Annotated in this window: 14 protein-coding genes; 10 read left to right on the top strand and 4 right to left on the bottom strand. The window is 62.4% G+C overall.

Features of this window, described 5'->3' with window-relative positions; translation table 11 throughout:
- The first annotated feature begins 24 nt into the window (after positions 1-24).
- From GF111_RS02335 to kdsA, 3 genes are read left to right on the top strand one after another with little or no spacing between them, the layout of a single operon-like run.
- Positions 25-426 (top strand): SirB2 family protein, encoded by a 402-nt coding sequence (locus GF111_RS02335; RefSeq protein WP_170310520.1) that lies wholly within the window; start codon positions 25-27, stop codon positions 424-426.
- Positions 423-1,232, top strand: coding sequence for an invasion regulator SirB1 (gene sirB1, locus GF111_RS02330; protein WP_038872030.1), 810 nt, complete (start codon positions 423-425; stop codon positions 1,230-1,232). The genes GF111_RS02335 and sirB1 overlap by 4 nt, the downstream gene beginning before the upstream one ends.
- A gap of 58 nt (positions 1,233-1,290) precedes the next feature.
- Complete coding sequence (gene kdsA, locus GF111_RS02325) at positions 1,291-2,145, top strand: 3-deoxy-8-phosphooctulonate synthase (RefSeq protein ID WP_038872048.1); 855 nt, start codon at positions 1,291-1,293, stop codon at positions 2,143-2,145.
- Positions 2,146-2,192: 47 nt separating this feature from the next.
- Here kdsA and dauA read toward each other — a convergent pair whose 3' ends face one another.
- Together dauA and GF111_RS02315 are read right to left on the bottom strand one after the other, a co-directional pair.
- On the bottom strand, positions 2,193-3,881 hold the full coding sequence (dauA, locus tag GF111_RS02320) for a C4-dicarboxylic acid transporter DauA (RefSeq protein WP_038877822.1): 1,689 nt from the start codon (positions 3,879-3,881) through the stop codon (positions 2,193-2,195).
- Positions 3,882-4,113: 232 nt separating this feature from the next.
- Positions 4,114-4,599: a heme-degrading domain-containing protein gene (locus GF111_RS02315; RefSeq protein WP_147191294.1), complete on the bottom strand. Its 486-nt coding sequence runs from the start codon at positions 4,597-4,599 to the stop codon at positions 4,114-4,116.
- A 199-nt stretch (positions 4,600-4,798) separates the two neighbouring features.
- Here GF111_RS02315 and GF111_RS02310 point away from each other — a divergent pair, with 199 nt between their 5' ends.
- Positions 4,799-5,899, top strand: a complete 1,101-nt coding sequence (locus GF111_RS02310) for a GGDEF domain-containing protein (protein WP_147191295.1) — start codon at positions 4,799-4,801, stop codon at positions 5,897-5,899.
- Between the two features lie 34 nt (positions 5,900-5,933).
- On the opposite strand, the gene mfd is transcribed toward GF111_RS02310, so the two are convergent.
- A complete protein-coding gene (mfd, locus tag GF111_RS02305; RefSeq protein ID WP_038877818.1) occupies positions 5,934-9,407 on the bottom strand; it encodes a transcription-repair coupling factor in 3,474 nt (1,157 codons plus the stop codon).
- Positions 9,408-9,559: 152 nt separating this feature from the next.
- On the bottom strand, positions 9,560-10,543 hold the full coding sequence (locus tag GF111_RS02300; RefSeq protein ID WP_047727725.1) for a threo-3-hydroxy-L-aspartate ammonia-lyase: 984 nt from the start codon (positions 10,541-10,543) through the stop codon (positions 9,560-9,562).
- A gap of 94 nt (positions 10,544-10,637) precedes the next feature.
- Between GF111_RS02300 and GF111_RS02295 the strand changes: the two genes are divergently transcribed.
- The 6 genes from GF111_RS02295 (at position 10,638) to cobB (ending at position 16,425) form a co-directional block, all read left to right on the top strand.
- The gene (locus GF111_RS02295) at positions 10,638-11,279 is read left to right on the top strand and encodes a transcriptional regulator (RefSeq protein ID WP_038877816.1); all 642 of its coding nucleotides are present in this window, start codon (positions 10,638-10,640) and stop codon (positions 11,277-11,279) included.
- A gap of 105 nt (positions 11,280-11,384) precedes the next feature.
- Positions 11,385-12,659, top strand: coding sequence for a lipoprotein-releasing ABC transporter permease subunit LolC (gene lolC / locus GF111_RS02290; RefSeq protein ID WP_147191297.1), 1,275 nt, complete (start codon positions 11,385-11,387; stop codon positions 12,657-12,659).
- Positions 12,652-13,356: a lipoprotein-releasing ABC transporter ATP-binding protein LolD gene (gene lolD / locus GF111_RS02285; protein ID WP_004941120.1), complete on the top strand. Its 705-nt coding sequence runs from the start codon at positions 12,652-12,654 to the stop codon at positions 13,354-13,356. The genes lolC and lolD overlap by 8 nt, the downstream gene beginning before the upstream one ends.
- Positions 13,356-14,603, top strand: coding sequence for a lipoprotein-releasing ABC transporter permease subunit LolE (gene lolE, locus GF111_RS02280; protein WP_147191299.1), 1,248 nt, complete (start codon positions 13,356-13,358; stop codon positions 14,601-14,603). The genes lolD and lolE overlap by 1 nt, the downstream gene beginning before the upstream one ends.
- Positions 14,604-14,656: 53 nt before the next feature.
- A complete protein-coding gene (nagK, locus tag GF111_RS02275; protein ID WP_038877813.1) occupies positions 14,657-15,577 on the top strand; it encodes an N-acetylglucosamine kinase in 921 nt (306 codons plus the stop codon).
- A gap of 11 nt (positions 15,578-15,588) precedes the next feature.
- The gene (gene cobB / locus GF111_RS02270) at positions 15,589-16,425 is read left to right on the top strand and encodes a Sir2 family NAD+-dependent deacetylase (RefSeq protein WP_015377583.1); all 837 of its coding nucleotides are present in this window, start codon (positions 15,589-15,591) and stop codon (positions 16,423-16,425) included.
- The last annotated feature ends 74 nt before the right edge of the window (positions 16,426-16,499 follow it).

Raw genomic sequence — 16,499 nt, 5'->3', positions numbered from 1 at the left:
GACGCCCGAGCCATTTAAGGGAGCATCATGACTGCATACACCGCGTTGAAACATTTCCATTTGCTGACGGTCGCCATCAGTATTACCTTGTTTGTGCTGCGTTTTTTTTGGCAATGGCGCCGCTCGCCGATCATGGGTCGCCGCTGGGTCAAGGTAGCGCCGCACCTGAACGACACGCTGTTGTTCGTCAGCGGCATCGCGCTGGTGGTGATGTTCGGGTTTTATCCGCTGCTGGGTATGGACTCATGGCTGACCGAGAAGCTGTTTGGCGTTATTATCTATATCCTGCTTGGCTACGTCGCATTGGGCAAGAAGACCAAAAGTCAGCGGCTGCGAACCGTGGCGTTCGTGCTGGCGTTGGGCTGCCTGTACCTGATAATTAAACTTGCCACGACGAAAATACCGTTTTTGATGGGATACCTATGAGTAGCATTGCTGATTTTGAATTTAACGCCTCGCCGCTGAGCGAAGGGGTGATCCTGGTGTCGCAGTCGGTGCGGCGCGATTTCCCGGTTGCTGACGTGGAGCGCAAGCTGCAACAGCTGGTGGACGAAGCGCGCGCGGCGGTGCCGGTCGATATCACTCAGGAGCAGCAACTGGATGCGCTCATCGAACTGTTTTACAAGACCTGGGGATTCGGCGGCGCCAGCGGCGTGTACCGCCTGTCGGACGCCATCTGGCTGGACAAGGTGCTGGAAGCGCGGCAGGGCACGCCGGTCTCGCTGGGCACTATCTTCCTGCATATTGCCAACGCGCTGGATCTGCCGCTGCTGCCGGTGATTTTCCCCACTCAGCTGATCCTGCGCGCCGACTGGCTGGACGAAGAGCTGTGGCTGATCAACCCGCTGAACGGCGAAACCCTGAGCGAGCACCAGCTGGAAGTGTGGATCAAGGGCAACCTGGGGCTGGGCGCCGAGCTGGAAGACGACGATCTCGACGAGTCGGAGAACATCATGGTGGTGCGCAAGATGCTCGATACGCTGAAGGCCGCCCTGATGGAAGAAAAACAGCTGGAAATGGCGCTGCGCACCAGCGAAACGGTACTGTGCTTCGATCCGGAAGACCCGTACGAGATCCGCGACCGCGGGCTGATTTACGCCCAGCTGGAGTGCAACCATATCGCGATTTCCGACCTCAACTATTTTGTCGAGCAGTGTCCTGAAGACCCGGTCAGCGAAGTGATCAAAGTACAGATCCACTCGATTGAGCCGAAACAGGTGACGCTGCATTAATTCAATGACTCCGTGCAGTTTGCAAGGCGACGGTTACAACCTTAACAAAGGCGAAAGCATGAAACAGAAAGTGGTTAGCATTGGCGATATCGACGTAGCAAACGATCTGCCGTTTGTGCTGTTTGGCGGTATGAACGTGCTGGAATCGCGCGATCTGGCGATGAGCATCTGCGAACACTACGTCACCGTGACGCAAAAACTGGGCATCCCTTACGTATTCAAAGCCTCTTTCGACAAGGCCAACCGTTCCTCCATCCACTCGTACCGCGGTCCGGGCCTAGAAGAAGGGATGAAGATCTTCGAAGAGCTGAAAAAAACCTTCGGCGTGAAAATCATCACCGACGTGCATGAAGCGGCGCAGGCGCAGCCGGTTTCCGAAGTGGTTGACGTGATCCAGCTGCCGGCCTTCCTGGCGCGTCAGACCGATCTGGTGGAAGCGATGGCGAAAACCGGCGCGGTGATCAACGTCAAGAAGCCGCAGTTCGTCAGCCCGGGGCAGATGGGCAACATCGTCGACAAGTTCAAAGAAGGCGGCAACGACCAGGTGATCCTGTGCGATCGCGGCAGCAACTTTGGCTATGACAACCTGGTGGTCGACATGCTGGGCATCAACGTGATGAAAAACGTGACCGGCGGCCATCCGGTGATCTTCGACGTGACCCACGCGCTGCAGACCCGCGATCCGTTCGGCGCCGCGTCCGGCGGCCGCCGCGCTCAGGTGGCCGAGCTGGCGCGCGCCGGTATGGCGGTTGGCCTGGCCGGCCTGTTCCTCGAAGCGCACCCGGATCCGAAAAACGCCAAGTGCGACGGCCCGTCCGCGCTGCCGTTGGACAAGCTGGAGCCGTTCCTGGCGCAGATGAAAGCCATCGACGACCTGGTGAAGAGCTTCCCGGAGCTGGATACCAGCAACTAAGCGCTCGTCGCCATAAAAAAAGCCCGACTTGTCGGGCTTTTTTACGTTTAGGCGCCGGTGGCTGCCAGCGCTTCCGGCAGCGTCGGGTAGAACTGCAAGCGGCCCTCGATCGGCTGCACCCGCGCGCGCGCCAGGGTTTTCAGCGGCTGGAACGGCACGTCGGTGATCACCAGCTTTTTGTCCGCAGGCAGCACGTCGATAAAGCGCCGCAGGGCGCTCAGGCCGCCGGCATCGAGCACCGGCACCGCATCCCATTGCAGCACGATCGTGCGATAGCCTTCGCTGCGCGCCAGCAGTTCGGTAAAGATGCGCTCGGCGGCGGCGAAGAACAGCGGGCCGTTCACCCGCAGTACCAGGCGGCCGTCGCCGGCGCTCAGCTCGCTCAGCCGCGTCATGCGGGCGATGCGGCGCATAAACAGCAGCGACGCCAGCACGATGCCCACGGTAATGGCGATCACCATATCGAACAGCACCGTCAGCGACATGCACAGCAGCAGCACCAGAATGTCGTCCTTCGGCGCCCGGCGCAGCAGGTAAATCACCTTGTGCGCCTCGCTCATGTTCCAGGCGACCATCAGCAACAGCGCTGCCATCGCTGCCAGCGGCAGGTAAGAGAGCCACGGCGCCAATACCAGCAGCGCCAACAGCACCAGCAGCGCGTGGATGATGGCGGACACCGGCGAGGTGGCGCCGGCGCGCACGTTGGCCGCCGAACGGGCAATCGCGGCGGTGGCGGTAATGCCGCCGAAGAACGGCGCGATGATGTTGCCCGCACCTTGGCCGATCAGCTCGCTGTTCGAGTTGTGTTTCTTGCCGGTCATGCCGTCGAGTACCACTGCGCACAGCAGCGATTCGATCGCGCCGAGCATCGCCATCGAAAACGCCGCCGGCAGCAGGGCGGAAACGGTTTGCCAGCTCAGGGTGAACGGCTGCCCGCCGCCGCCCGGTAGATCCCAGGGCAGCAGCAACTGCGGTAGGATCGGCGGGATGCCCTGGCCGCTGCTGCCGTCGGCCAGCAGGTAGCTGAAGCGCGAGCCGATGGTTGCCACCGGGTGGTCAAACAGCGCCAGCAGACCCATTAGCGCGGTGCCCGCCAGCAGCGCCGGCAGGTGGCCAGGCACCCGCAGGCCGAGCTTGGGCCAGAAGATCAGGATCAGGAGCGTCACCGCGCCGATCAGGGTATCGCCGAAATCCAGCGTTGGCAGCGCCTGCAGCAGGGCGTACAGCTTGCCGACGTAATTTTCCGGCGTGTGCGCCAGCTGCAGGCCGAAGAAGTCCTTGATCTGCATGGTGGCGATGGTGATGGCGATACCGGAGGTAAAGCCGAGCGTCACCGGCAGCGGAATGTACTCGATCAGCCGGCCAAAGCGCGCCAGCCCCATCAGCAGCAGAAACACCCCGGAGATCAGCGTGGCGACCAGCAGGCCGGCCAATCCGAACTGCTGCGAAACCGGATACAGGATCACCACGAAGGCGGCGGTGGGGCCGGAGACGCTGTAGCGCGAACCGCCGCTGACGGCGATGACGATCCCGGCGATGGCGGCGGTATACAGGCCGTACTGCGGCGGCACGCCGCTGGCGATCGCCAGCGCCATCGCCAGCGGGATGGCGATAATACCGACCGTCACCCCGGCGATAGCGTCTTTCAGCAACCGCGTCAGGCTATAAGGTTCCCACCAGCAGGCGTCTATCAGCGCGCTGAAGGGGCGAATTTTGTTTATTTCATGCGTTTTCATCTACGGTGCGTACCAAATCTTCAAAAGTGAAAGGAATGGCGGGCCCGATGAGGTCCGTCTTGTCACGTGACAGATACCATACGCCCTTTGTTCAGCGGATTACCAGACCTGTGTCAATTTGGCGCAGGAAATCAGAGAGTCGCCCTTTTGTTTGGCGCTAAATGCCGATAACAGATAAGTCAGCCGCAGATTCTGCGGCTGAAAAGAAAAGGAATAATCAAGGTTTTAACGGCTAGTGGAGCGCGGGTAGGGATAAGCCGAGAAAGTGGGCTAAAGTGCTTACCAGCAGCTGGTGATCTTCCTTCTGCGGCGCGCCGGAAATGCTGATGCTGCCGACGCAGCCGAGGCCGGCCAGGGTGAGCGGGAAGGCGCCGCCGTGCACCGAATAGTCGCGTACGCTCAGCCCGTAGCGCTCCTCCAGCGACGTTTGCCGCTGCTGCAGGCGCAGGCCGATGGCGTAAGAGCTTTTGTGAAAATGATTCACCAGATTGCGCTTGCGCCGCACCCAGTCGGCGATGTCCGGCGTGGCGCCCGGCATGGCGTAATAAAACAGCGTTTGCCCGGCCAGTTGGATCTCGATGGCGATGCTCAGGCCGCGCCGCTCGGCGGCGGATTTCAGCGCCGCGCCCAGCTCCCAGGCGGTGGCGGCGTCAAAATGGGTAAAGGCCAGCGTCGCTTCCTGTTCGCTGAGCGCCTGCAGTTCATCGTCGATATTCATACGGTTCTCCCCCGATAACACAAAGCACAGAGTAGCCTGAAGCGCGCATCGTGAGATAGACGGCTTGGCGATAAGATAGAACTGCTACTCTATTAATAGACTGTGTAAAATAGCCGCCGCCGAAGCGGAGACGACAGGGATGCGTTATTCAACGTCTGCATATCAACCCCTGGCGATCCCGAGGAGCCGCTGACTATTTATGACCTACATTGCGTCCATTCCCGCCATTTACAGCGACGCCTGCATCACCTACGCCACGCTGTCGGTAAGCTATTTCGTTCTCAGTAAAAATGCGCCGTTCTCCTATCGCTCTGCGCTGTGGAAGCGCGTCGTATTCGGCCTGTTGGCCGGGGTGGCGGTGCTGTATTTAAGCCAGGACCGGCTGGAGCTGACCGATAAGGTGCACTACAGCTTTGCGATGATTCCGATGATCCTGGTGACTTTTTTCGGCGGCGGCATCAGCGGGCTGGTGAGCTTTTTGTTCGCCATGGCGCTGACCGGCGGTTTCACCGTCGATAACCTGTTTATCGCCTCAATCCTGGTGCCGCTGCTGCTGTCGCGCGTGTGGCTGAAGAAATCCCACTGGGTGTTTTACCTGACGATCGGCGCCATCGCGATGTATCGCATCGCGGTGGTGTGGCTGCTGGTGGACATGAGCGGGCTGTGGCTGGACGTGTTGCTGTACCAGGCGGTTTCCGCGCTCTGCCTGGCGATTTGCTACCATGCGCTGAATTTCAAAGAGCGCCACATCTACGCCTATTTCGCGATGCGCGCCCGCGCCACGACCGACAGCCTGACCCATATCAACAACCGCGCCAGCGTCGATTACCACCTGATGCTGCAGCGCGCCGAACGCCGCCCGTGCGGGCTGATGATCCTCGATTTGGATGACTTCAAAAAGATCAATGATACCTACGGCCACCCGGCCGGCGACGTGCTGCTGGCCAGCGTCGGCCGGCTGCTGCAAAACAGCGTGCGCAACGAGGACTTCGTCGGGCGTTACGGCGGCGAGGAATTTATGGTGATCACCGCCAGCTACGATCCGCTGGTTATCGGTGGGGTGGCGGAGCGCATTCGCAGTGCGGTGGAGAGCTCGACGTTTTTGCTGAATGCCCACGATGAAGCGCACATCACGCTGTCGATCGGCGTGTCGCTGTATCTGCCCGGCATGACGCTGGACAAGGCGATCGCCATGACCGACGAAGCGTTATATGAGGCGAAGCGCAGCGGTAAAAATCGGGTGGTGACCAGCCGCGTGATGCAGCTGGCGCCGCTGGGCGCCGGTTTCCCGCGCGAGTAAGCCGCCTCCCGCCGTGCCGGCGGAAGGCGTTGGCTCAGGCCGCCAGCGTGTGTTCGCGGAAGGCATCCAGCAACTCTTCGGTGAACGTCAGGCGTTTCTGGCGATCGGCCAAATCGAGCGTGAACTTCAGCTTGCTCGGGCCGTCCAGGCGGTAAACCTGCGGATTGCCCTGTAGCAGGCCGATCAGATAACCGGGATCGACGCGGTTGTTGTCGCCGAACTCGATAAAGCCGCCGCGCTCGTTGCTCTCGATGCGTTTGATGCCCAGCTTCTGCGCATGCAGGCGCAGCGCCGCGCACTGCAACAGGTTGCGCGCCGCGTCCGGCAACTGGCCGAAGCGGTCGATCAGCTCGACTTTCAGCTCATCCAGCTCGCCGTCGCGCTTCGCGCTGGCGATACGCTTGTACAGCGAAAGACGGGTATTGACGTCGGGAATGAAATCTTCCGGCAGCAGCGCCGGCATGCGCAGTTCCACCTCGGTCTGGCTGCTGGTGAGATCTTCCAGCGACGGTTCGCGGCCGTTTTTCAACGCATCGACGGCGCTTTCCAACAGCTCCATGTAGAGCGAGAAACCGACGGTGGTCATCTGGCCGCTCTGGTCTTCGCCCAGCAGTTCACCGGCGCCGCGGATCTCGAGATCGTGGGTCGCCAGCGCGAAACCGGCGCCGAGATCTTCCAGCGATGCGATGGCTTCGAGCCGTTTATGGGCGTCGGTGCCCATGGCTTTCGGGTTCGGCGTCAGCAGATAGGCGTAAGCCTGGTGGTGCGAACGCCCGACGCGACCGCGCAGCTGGTGCAGCTGCGCCAGGCCGAAGCGATCGGCCCGCTCGATGATGATGGTGTTGGCGCTGGGGATATCGATGCCGGTCTCGATGATGGTGGTACACACCAGCACGTTGAAGCGCTGGTGGTGGAAATCGTTCATCACCCGTTCCAGATCGCGTTCGCGCATCTGGCCGTGGCCGATGGCGATGCGCGCTTCCGGCACCAGTTCCGCCAGGCGCTGCGCCGCTTTCTCGATGTTTTCCACGTCGTTGTAGAGGTAGTAAACCTGGCCGCCGCGCAGCACTTCGCGCAGGATCGCCTCGCGCACCACCAGGCTGTCGTATTCGCGCACGAAGGTCTTCACCGCCAGCCGGCGCGCCGGCGGGGTGGCGATGATCGACAGATCGCGCATGCCGCTCATCGCCATGTTCAGGGTACGCGGGATCGGCGTGGCGGTCAGCGTCAGGATATCGACGTCGGCGCGCATCGCCTTGATGCGTTCTTTATGGCGCACGCCAAAGCGGTGTTCTTCATCGACGATCAGCAGCCCCAGGTCTTTCCAGCGCAGATCGCTCTGCAGCAGCTTGTGGGTGCCGATGATGATGTCTACCTTGCCTTCGGCCGCGTCATCCAGCACCTGCTGCTGCTCTTTGGCGCTGCGGAAGCGCGACATCATTTCGATGCGGATCGGCCAGGTGGCGAAGCGATCGCGGAAGTTGTCGAAGTGCTGCTGTGCCAGCAGGGTGGTCGGCACCAGCACCGCCACCTGCTTGCCGTTTTCCACCGCCAGGAAGGCGGCGCGCATCGCCACTTCGGTTTTGCCGAAACCGACGTCGCCGCACACCAGGCGGTCCATCGCCAACGGCTGGCACATGTCGCTCAGCACCGCGTTGATCGCCTGTTCCTGATCCGGCGTGGTTTCGAACGGGAAGCTCTGGCAGAACAGCTGGTACTGTTCGCGGTTGTGTTTGAAGGCGAAACCGGCCTTGGCGGCGCGCTGGGCGTAGATATCCAGCAGCTCCGCCGCTACGTCGCGCACGCGCTCGGCCGCTTTCTGCCGCGCGCGCGTCCAGGCGTCGCCGCCCAGTTTGTGCAGCGGGGCGTTTTCGTCCGCGCCGCCGGCATAACGGCTGATCAGATGCAGCGAAGAAACCGGCACGTACAGCTTGTCCTCACCGGCGTAGGAGAGGATCAGGTACTCGGCCTTGATGCCGCCGGCCTCCAGCGTGGTCAGGCCGACGTAGCGGCCGACGCCGTGCTCCAGATGCACCACCGGCTGGCCGGGATGGAGCTCCGCCAGGTTGCGGATCAGAGTATCGGTATTGATGGTGCGCCGGTTATCCTGCCGGCGGCGGCTGACGCGCTCGCCGAGCAGATCGCTTTCGCAGATCAGCGCCCGCTGGCGCAGGCCGTCGAGGAAGCCGTGTTCGGCGGCGCCGACCATCATGTAACGGCCCGCCGTTTCCGCCTGATCGAGGCGCTGAATCAGCGCCGGCGCCAGCTTGATGCGGCCGAGCAGATCCTGCAGCGTTTCACGCCGCCCCTCGCTCTCGACGGAGAAAATCACGCTGCCGTCGAAGCCTTCGATAAAGCGCCGCAGGTTATCCAGCGGGGATTTATGCTGCGCTTGCACCGCCAGATCGGGCAGGGCATGGTAGTCCAGGTTGGTATTGCCGGCCTTGGGCGGCAGCTTATCGGTTTTCAGCGCGATGCGCGGCCAGGCCTTCAGCTCGCCGAACAGCGCGTCGACGCGCAGCCACAGCGTATCGGGTGCCAGCAGCGGGCGCATCGGATCGACGCGGCGGCTTTCGTAACGCTGGTTGACGTCCTGCCAGAAGCGCTCGGCGGCGCCCTCCAGATCGCCGGTGTTGACGATCAGCGTATTGGCCGGCAGATAGCTGAACAGCGACGGCAGCGGCTGGCTGAAGAACAGCGGCTGCCAGTATTCGATGCCGGCCGGCCAGGCGCTTTTGCTGACCTGCTGATAGATGTGCTCGGCGTCGCGGCGCACCTCAAACTGCTCGCGCCACTGGCTGCGGAACAGCTCGATGGCGTTTTTGTCGGTGGGGAACTCGTGGGCCGGCAACAGATTGATGGCCTCGACTTCGCTCAGCGTGCGCTGGGTATCGACGTCGAAGATGCGCAGGCTGTCGATTTCGTCATCGAAAAAGTCGATGCGGTAAGGCTCATCGCTGCCCATCGGGTAAAGATCGAGCAACGCGCCGCGGGTGGCGAATTCGCCGTGCTCCATCACCTGATCGACGCTGCGGTAACCGGCCTGTTCCAGCTGCGCGCGCAGCTTGTCGCGCGACAGGCGCTGGCCTTTCTTCATCACCAGCGCGTGGCCGTGCAGGAACTCGTGCGGGCAGACGCGCTGCATCAGGGTGTTGACCGGCAGAATGATCACGCCGCGCGCCATGGTCGGCAGGTGATACAGGCTCGACAAACGATCCGAGATGATTTCCTGATGCGGCGAGAAGCTGTCGTACGGCAAGGTTTCCCAGTCGGACAGCGTGGTCACCATCTGGTCGGTGAACTGCTGGATCTCGTCGCGCAGCCGCAGGGCGTTTTGCATGTCCGGCGCGATCAGCATCACCGGGCCTGGGTGGCGTTCGACGATCTCGGCGCACTCCACGGCGCAGGCCGCGCCGGTCAGTTGCCCCAGCTGGCGCAGATCGCCCGCGCGATCGGGCAGAGAATAACGGGGGGATGAGGAACGGTTACGGCTATCGGAAGTGCTCATTCAGGTATCTTTAATCAATGTGTTAGAGGGCGTTCCGGCACGGATAACCCAGCGCCTTTATGCTGTTTATAGTAGCCCAGCGGCCGCCAAACTGACACAGCAAAAAGCGCTCTACCCTGATGTTCCGCCTGTTATTTAACCGATGCGCCGCGTTAATTTTCGCCGGCCAGGGTGAGATAGTGCGCAATCTTGTCGACGTCAAGGTTGCCGCCGCTGACGATAACGCCGACCTTTTTACCGCGCAGATCGAGCAGGCCGTTCATCGCCGCCGCGGCCGCCAGGCAGCCGGTCGGCTCAACCACCATTTTCATCCGCTCCATAAAGAAGCGCATTTGCCGACACAGCTGGGCGTCGCTGACCGTCAGAATGCCTTCGACATATTCTTGAATGATCGGGAAGGTCAGCCGCCCGACCTGTTGGGTCTGCGCGCCGTCGGCAATGGTTTTCGGCACCGGGATGTGCACCGGTTCACCGCGCTGAAAGGCTTGCTGAACGTCGTTGCCGGCTTCGGGCTCGACGCCGAACACGCGACAGCCCGGCGACCAGTGGTGCGCCGCCACCGCACTGCCGGCCAGCAGGCCGCCGCCGCCGGTGCACACCAACAGCAGATCCAATGGCCCGGTCTCTTCAAACAGCTCCTTGGCGGCGGTGCCCTGGCCGGCGATCACCTGCGGATAATCGTACGGTGGCACCAGCGTCAGGCCCCGCTCTGTGGCCAGGCGTCGGGTGATTTCTTCACGATCTTCGCTGTGGCGCTGATAGATGACCACGTTGGCGCCGTAGCCGCGCGTCGCCGCCAGCTTGGCCGCAGGGGCGTCGTGGGGCATTACGATGGTGGCGCTAACGCCCAATTCGCGCGCCGCCAGCGCCATCGCCTGTGCGTGGTTGCCGGATGAAAAGGCGATTACCCCGGCCCGACGCTGCTCTGCGCTGAGTTGCGCGATGGCGTTATAGGCGCCGCGAAATTTGAAGGCGCCGATGCGCTGAAAATTCTCGCACTTGAAGAACAGCTGCGCGCCGGCGATCTGGTCGGCCTGGCGCGAAGTCATGACCGGCGTGCGCAGGGCATGCCCGGCGATAACGTCGGCGGCGGTGGCAATATCGGCGGCGGTGATGCAGCGTGGGACTGAACTCATGGCGACCTCGCACAGGTAAGGATGGGGACGATGCATTGCTTGGTGTGGTTTTTTAATTTACTCTTTGTAAAGTTATTGTCAAATGGTTAACTCAATGAGCGATCTCAGGCAGGAAAATGCGCTGTTGCTGCGCGAAGCGGAAAAAATTGTTCAGGCGTTGGGCGTGATGTTTGCGCCCGGTTGCGAAGTGGTGCTGCACGATCTGACCCAGCCCGATCGCGCCATTGTCGCCATCGCCAACAATCTGTCCAACCGCCGCATCGGCGACGCCGCGACGGAAATGGGGCTGGAGCGCATCGCGTCGCCGGAGTTTCCTGACGTGGTGCAGAACTACGCCAGCGTGTTTCCCGACGGGCGCCCGGCCAAGAGCACCTCGATCGGCCTGCGCAATAGCCAGGGCCGCTTTGTGGCGGCGATTTGCCTCAATCTGGATGTGTCCATCTTCAACAGCGTCACCGCTATCCTGCAGCAGCTGACGGCGGTGGTGCAAAGCGCCGCGCCGCAGGCGGCGGAGAGTGCACGCTCGCTGTCGGACATCGCCGCGGCGATCAACGCGTTCGCCGCGTCGCATGCCACCCAGCCGCGCGCTTTGTCTTCCGAACAGCGGTTTCAGGTGGTGCAACAGCTGAAGCAGCAAGGGTATTTGCAACTGCGCGGCGCGGCCACCATGGTGGCCGAAGCGCTCGGCATCTCGCGGGTGTCGGTCTATAACCTGCTCAAGCGAGACGCCGGATGAGGGGCCGCCCGGCGCAATAAAAGGCCGCCGGGTGTTCCCTAAACGAGGGAGAGCCTTTATTATCCATGATCACTTTGCTTAAGCCACGGCTATCAAACGGATTTCATGTATCAACCTGTCGCGTTATTCATTGGCCTGCGCTACATGCGCGGGCGAGCCTCAGACCGCTTCGGGCGGTTTGTTTCCTGGCTTTCCACCATCGGCATTACGCTGGGGGTGATGGCGTTGGTCACCGTGCTGTCGGTGATGAACGGTTTCGAGAAGGATCTGGAGAACAACATCCTCGGCCTGATGCCGCAGGCGTTGGTCACCAGTCCGCAAGGATCGGTCAACCCGCAGCAGCTGCCGGCCTCCGAGATGCAGAAGCTGCAGGCGTTGGTCACCAGTCCGCAAGGATCGGTCAACCCGCAGCAGCTGCCGGCCTCCGAGATGCAGAAGCTGCAGGGCGTCACGCGCGTCGCACCGCTGACCACCGGTGACGTGGTGCTGCAAAGCGCCCGCAGCGTGGCGGTCGGGGTGATGCTCGGCGTCAATCCCGACGAAGCCGATCCGCTGACCCCGTATCTGGTCAACGTCAAGCAGCAACAGCTGCAGCCGGGCCAATACAACATCATCATCGGCGAACAGCTGGCGGGGCAACTCGGCGTCAAGCGCGGCGATTCGCTGCGCGTGATGGTGCCGAGCGCCAGCCAGTTCACACCGATGGGCCGGATTCCCAGCCAGCGCCTGTTCACCCTTATCGGCACCTTCCACGCCAACAGCGAGGTGGACGGCTATCAGCTGCTGGTCAACCAACAGGATGCTTCGCGCCTGATGCGCTACCCGGCGGGCAACATCACCGGCTGGCGCTTGTTCCTGCAGCAGCCGCTGGCGGTCGATACCCTCAGCCAACAGGCGCTGCCGGCGGGCACGGTCTGGAAAGACTGGCGCGATCGCAAGGGCGAGCTGTTCCAGGCGGTGCGTATGGAGAAAAACATGATGGGGCTGCTGCTCAGCCTGATCGTGGCGGTGGCGGCGTTTAACATCATTACGTCGCTCGGCCTGCTGGTGATGGAAAAGCAGGGCGAGGTCGCCATTCTGCAGACCCAGGGGCTGACTCGCCGCCAGATCATGTCGGTGTTTATGGTGCAAGGCGCCAGCGCCGGCATCATCGGTTCGCTGCTCGGCACGCTGCTCGGCGTGCTGCTGGCCACCAACCTGAATAACCTGATGCCGATCCTCGGCGCCCTGATCGACGGCGCTTCGCTGCCGGTGGCGGTCGATCCGCTGCAGGTAACGATCATCGCCGTGGTGGCGATGGCGGTTTCCTTGTTGTCCACGCTTTATCCTTCATGGCGCGCTGCCGCCGTACAACCCGCTGAGGCTTTACGTTATGAGTAACCATCTTTTGCTGCAGTGTGACAACCTGTGCAAGACCTATCAGGAAGGCAATCTGCACACCGACGTGCTGCGCAATGTCAGCTTTGCCATGCAGCAGGGCGAGATGATGGCGATCGTCGGCAGCTCGGGTTCCGGCAAGAGTACCCTGTTGCACCTGCTGGGCGGGTTGGACTCACCGACCTCCGGCGAGGTGATCTTCAAGGGCGAATCGCTGAACGCCATGTCTTCGGCGGCCAAGGCCGAGCTGCGCAACCGCCAGCTGGGCTTCATCTATCAGTTTCACCATCTGCTGCCGGACTTCACCGCGCTGGAAAACGCCGCCATGCCGCTGCTGATCGGCGGCGCCAAGCCGGCGCAGGCGCAGGAGAAGGCACGGGAGATGCTGGCGGCGGTCGGGCTGGAAAAACGCAGCAAGCACCGCCCGTCAGAGCTCTCCGGCGGCGAGCGTCAGCGCGTGGCAATCGCGCGCGCGCTGGTTAACAACCCGGCGCTGGTGCTGGCGGACGAACCGACCGGTAACCTGGACAAACGCACCGCGGACAGCATCTTCGATCTGCTGGGCGAGCTGAACGTGCGTCAGGGCACCGCTTTTCTGGTGGTGACGCACGATCTGCAGCTGGCCAAGCGCCTGAGCCGCCAGCTGGAAATGGCCGACGGACACCTGCAGGCGCAGCTGACCCTGATGGGGGCCGAGTAATGGCGGGAGCCTCACTGTCCTTCCTGACGGCCCTGCGTTTCAGTCGCGGCCGTAAACGCGGCGGCATGGTGTCGCTGATCTCGGTCATCTCCACCGTCGGCATTGCGCTGGGGGTGGCGGTGCTGATCGTCGGCCTGAGCGCGATGAACGGCTTTGAGCGCGAGCTGAAGAACCGCATTCTGGCGGTGGTGCCGCACGGCGAACTCGAGCCGGTCAATCAGCCGTTCAGCGGCTGGCCGTCGATTCTGCAGCGGGTGGAAAAGGTGCCGGGTATTGTGGCCGCCGCGCCGTACATCAACTTTACCGGCCTGATGGAGAACGGCGCGCAGCTGCGCGCGGTGGAAGTCAAAGGCGTTGATCCGCAGCAGGAGAGCCGGCTGAGCGCGCTGCCGCAGTATGTGCAGGGCGACGCCTGGGCCAACTTCAAGCCCGGCGAGCAGCAGGTGATCCTCGGCAAGGGCGTGGCCGACGCGTTGGGCGTCAAGCAGGGCGCCTATGTGACGGTGATGATCCCCAACAGCGACCCGGAAATGAAGCTGCTGCAGCCGAAGCGCATCCGTCTGCACGTGACCGGCATTTTGCAGCTCAGCGGCCAGCTCGATCACAGCCTGGCGCTGGTGCCGCTGGCCGATGCGCAGCAGTATCTCGACATGGGTGACAGCGTCACGGGTATCGCCCTCAAGATGAACGACGTGTTCGCCGCCAACAAACTGGTGCGCGACGCCGGCGAAGTGACCAATTCTTATATCTACATCAAGAGCTGGATCGGCAAGTACGGCTACATGTATCGCGATATCCAGATGATCCGCGCCATTATGTACCTGGCGATGGTGCTGGTGATCGGCGTGGCCTGCTTCAACATCGTGTCCACGCTGGTAATGGCGGTGAAAGACAAAAGCGCCGACATCGCGGTGCTGCGTACCCTGGGCGCCAAAGACGGCTTTATCCGCGCCATCTTCATCTGGTACGGGCTGCTGGCCGGGCTGCTGGGCAGCCTGAGCGGTGTAGTGATTGGGGTGATCGCCTCGCTGCAGCTGACCAACATCATCCGGGGCATCGAGAAACTGGTCGGCCACTCCTTCCTGTCGGGCGATATCTACTTCATCGACTTCCTGCCTTCCGAGCTGCACTGGCTGGACGTACTGATCGTGCTGGCAACCGCCATCGTGCTGAGCCTGTTGGCCAGTTGGTATCCGGCCAGGCGAGCCAGCCGCATCGATCCGGCGCGGGTGCTGAGCGGACAATAAAACCCACGGGGAGGCAGCGATGCCGCCCCGTTTTTTTAGCCTGGGGATGGGTTATGTACTACGGTTTCGATATGGGCGGCACCAAGATTGAGCTGGGGGTGTTCGACGACAACCTGCAACGCATTTGGCAAAAGCGGGTGCCGACGCCGCGTGAAGATTACCGGCAGCTGCTGGCCACGCTGTGCGATCTGACCCTTGAGGCGGATGCGTTTTGCGGCCGGCGCGGCAGCGTCGGCATCGGCATCCCGGGCCTGCCCAACGACGATGACGGCACGCTGTTTACCGCCAACGTGCCGGCGGCGATGGGGCGACCGCTGCCGCACGATCTGGCGGCGCTGATCGGGCGCGAGGTGCGGGTCGATAACGACGCCAACTGCTTTGCGCTGTCGGAGGCCTGGGACGACGAGTTTCGCCGCTACCCGACGGTGTTGGGCATCATCCTCGGCACCGGCGTAGGCGGTGGGCTGATCGTCGACGGCAAGACGGTGCCTGGGCGCAACTATATCGCCGGCGAGTTCGGCCATTTGCGCCTGCCGGTGGATGCGCTCGAGGTCTTGGGGCGTGATGTGCCTCGCGTTGCCTGCGGGTGCGGCCACCAGGGTTGCATTGAAAATTACATATCGGGCCGCGGTTTCGAATGGATGTACGCCCATTTCTATGGCCGGCACTTGCCTGCCACCGAGATCATTGCGCATTATCAGGCAGGTGAGCCGCAGGCGGTGGCTCACGTCGACCGCTTTATGGACGTGCTGGCGATCTGCCTGGGCAACCTGCTGACGGTGCTGGATCCGCACCTGGTGGTGATCGGCGGCGGGCTATCGAACTTCGACGCCATTTACCAGGCGTTGCCGCAGCGGCTGCCGGCGCACCTGCTGCGGGTGGCCCGGCTGCCGCGCATCGAGAAGGCGCGCTATGGCGACGCCGGCGGCGTGCGCGGCGCAGCGTTCCTCAATTTGGTCAACAGGGAAAAGTAAGGAGAGAGTTAATGCACACTCGCCATCGGCTGTGTCAGTTTCGCAAGAGTAAGCATGTGCTGCATCAGCGCTTTCGTTCACGCATTTTTCACCGTGACACCATGGCGGCGGCCGAGCTGAAAAAGCCGTTTGTGGTGGTGTTGACCGGGGCCGGCATTTCGGCCGAGTCGGGCATTCGCACCTTCCGCGCCGCGGATGGGCTGTGGGAAGAGCACCGGGTGGAGGACGTCGCCACGCCGGAAGGTTTTCAGCGCGATCCGGCGCTGGTGCAGGCGTTTTACAACGAACGTCGCCGCCAGCTGCAGACGGAAGAGATCGCCCCGAACGCCGCGCACCGTGCGCTGGCGGACCTGGAAGAGTGGCTGGGGGACAACTTCCTGCTGGTCACGCAAAACATCGATAACCTGCATGAGCGCGCCGGCAGCAAGCGGGTGCTGCACATGCACGGCGAATTGCTGAAGGTGCGCTGCACCCAGTCGGGCCAGGTGTTCGAATGGCCCGGCGATCTCAGCGTTGACGACCGTTGCCACTGCTGCCAGTTCCCGGCGCCGCTGCGGCCACACGTGGTGTGGTTCGGCGAGATGCCGCTGGGTATGGACGACATTTACCAGGCGCTGAGCAAGGCCGATTTCTTCGTCGCCATCGGCACCTCCGGCCACGTCTATCCGGCGGCCGGCTTCGTGCATGAGGCGCGGCTGGGCGGCGCCTACGCCATGGAACTGAACCTGGAACCGAGCCAAGTGGAGAGCCAGTTCGACGAGAAACACTACGGTCTTGCCAGCGAAGTGGTGCCGCGTTTTGTGCACAAGTTCCTGGTGGGCAAGGTGGCGCGGGCCGACAGGCCTTAGTGGTGCGTTTGGGGATGAAAAAGCTCAGGTGCAAACTTAATTACACCTGAGCTTTTCATGGATATTAACGCATT

This window comes from Serratia sp. HRI, from assembly GCF_010119335.3.
GTDB lineage: Bacteria > Pseudomonadota > Gammaproteobacteria > Enterobacterales > Enterobacteriaceae > Serratia > Serratia nevei.
The sequence above is the reverse complement of the archived record's forward strand: the minus strand, read 5'-3'. Positions and strand labels throughout refer to the sequence as shown.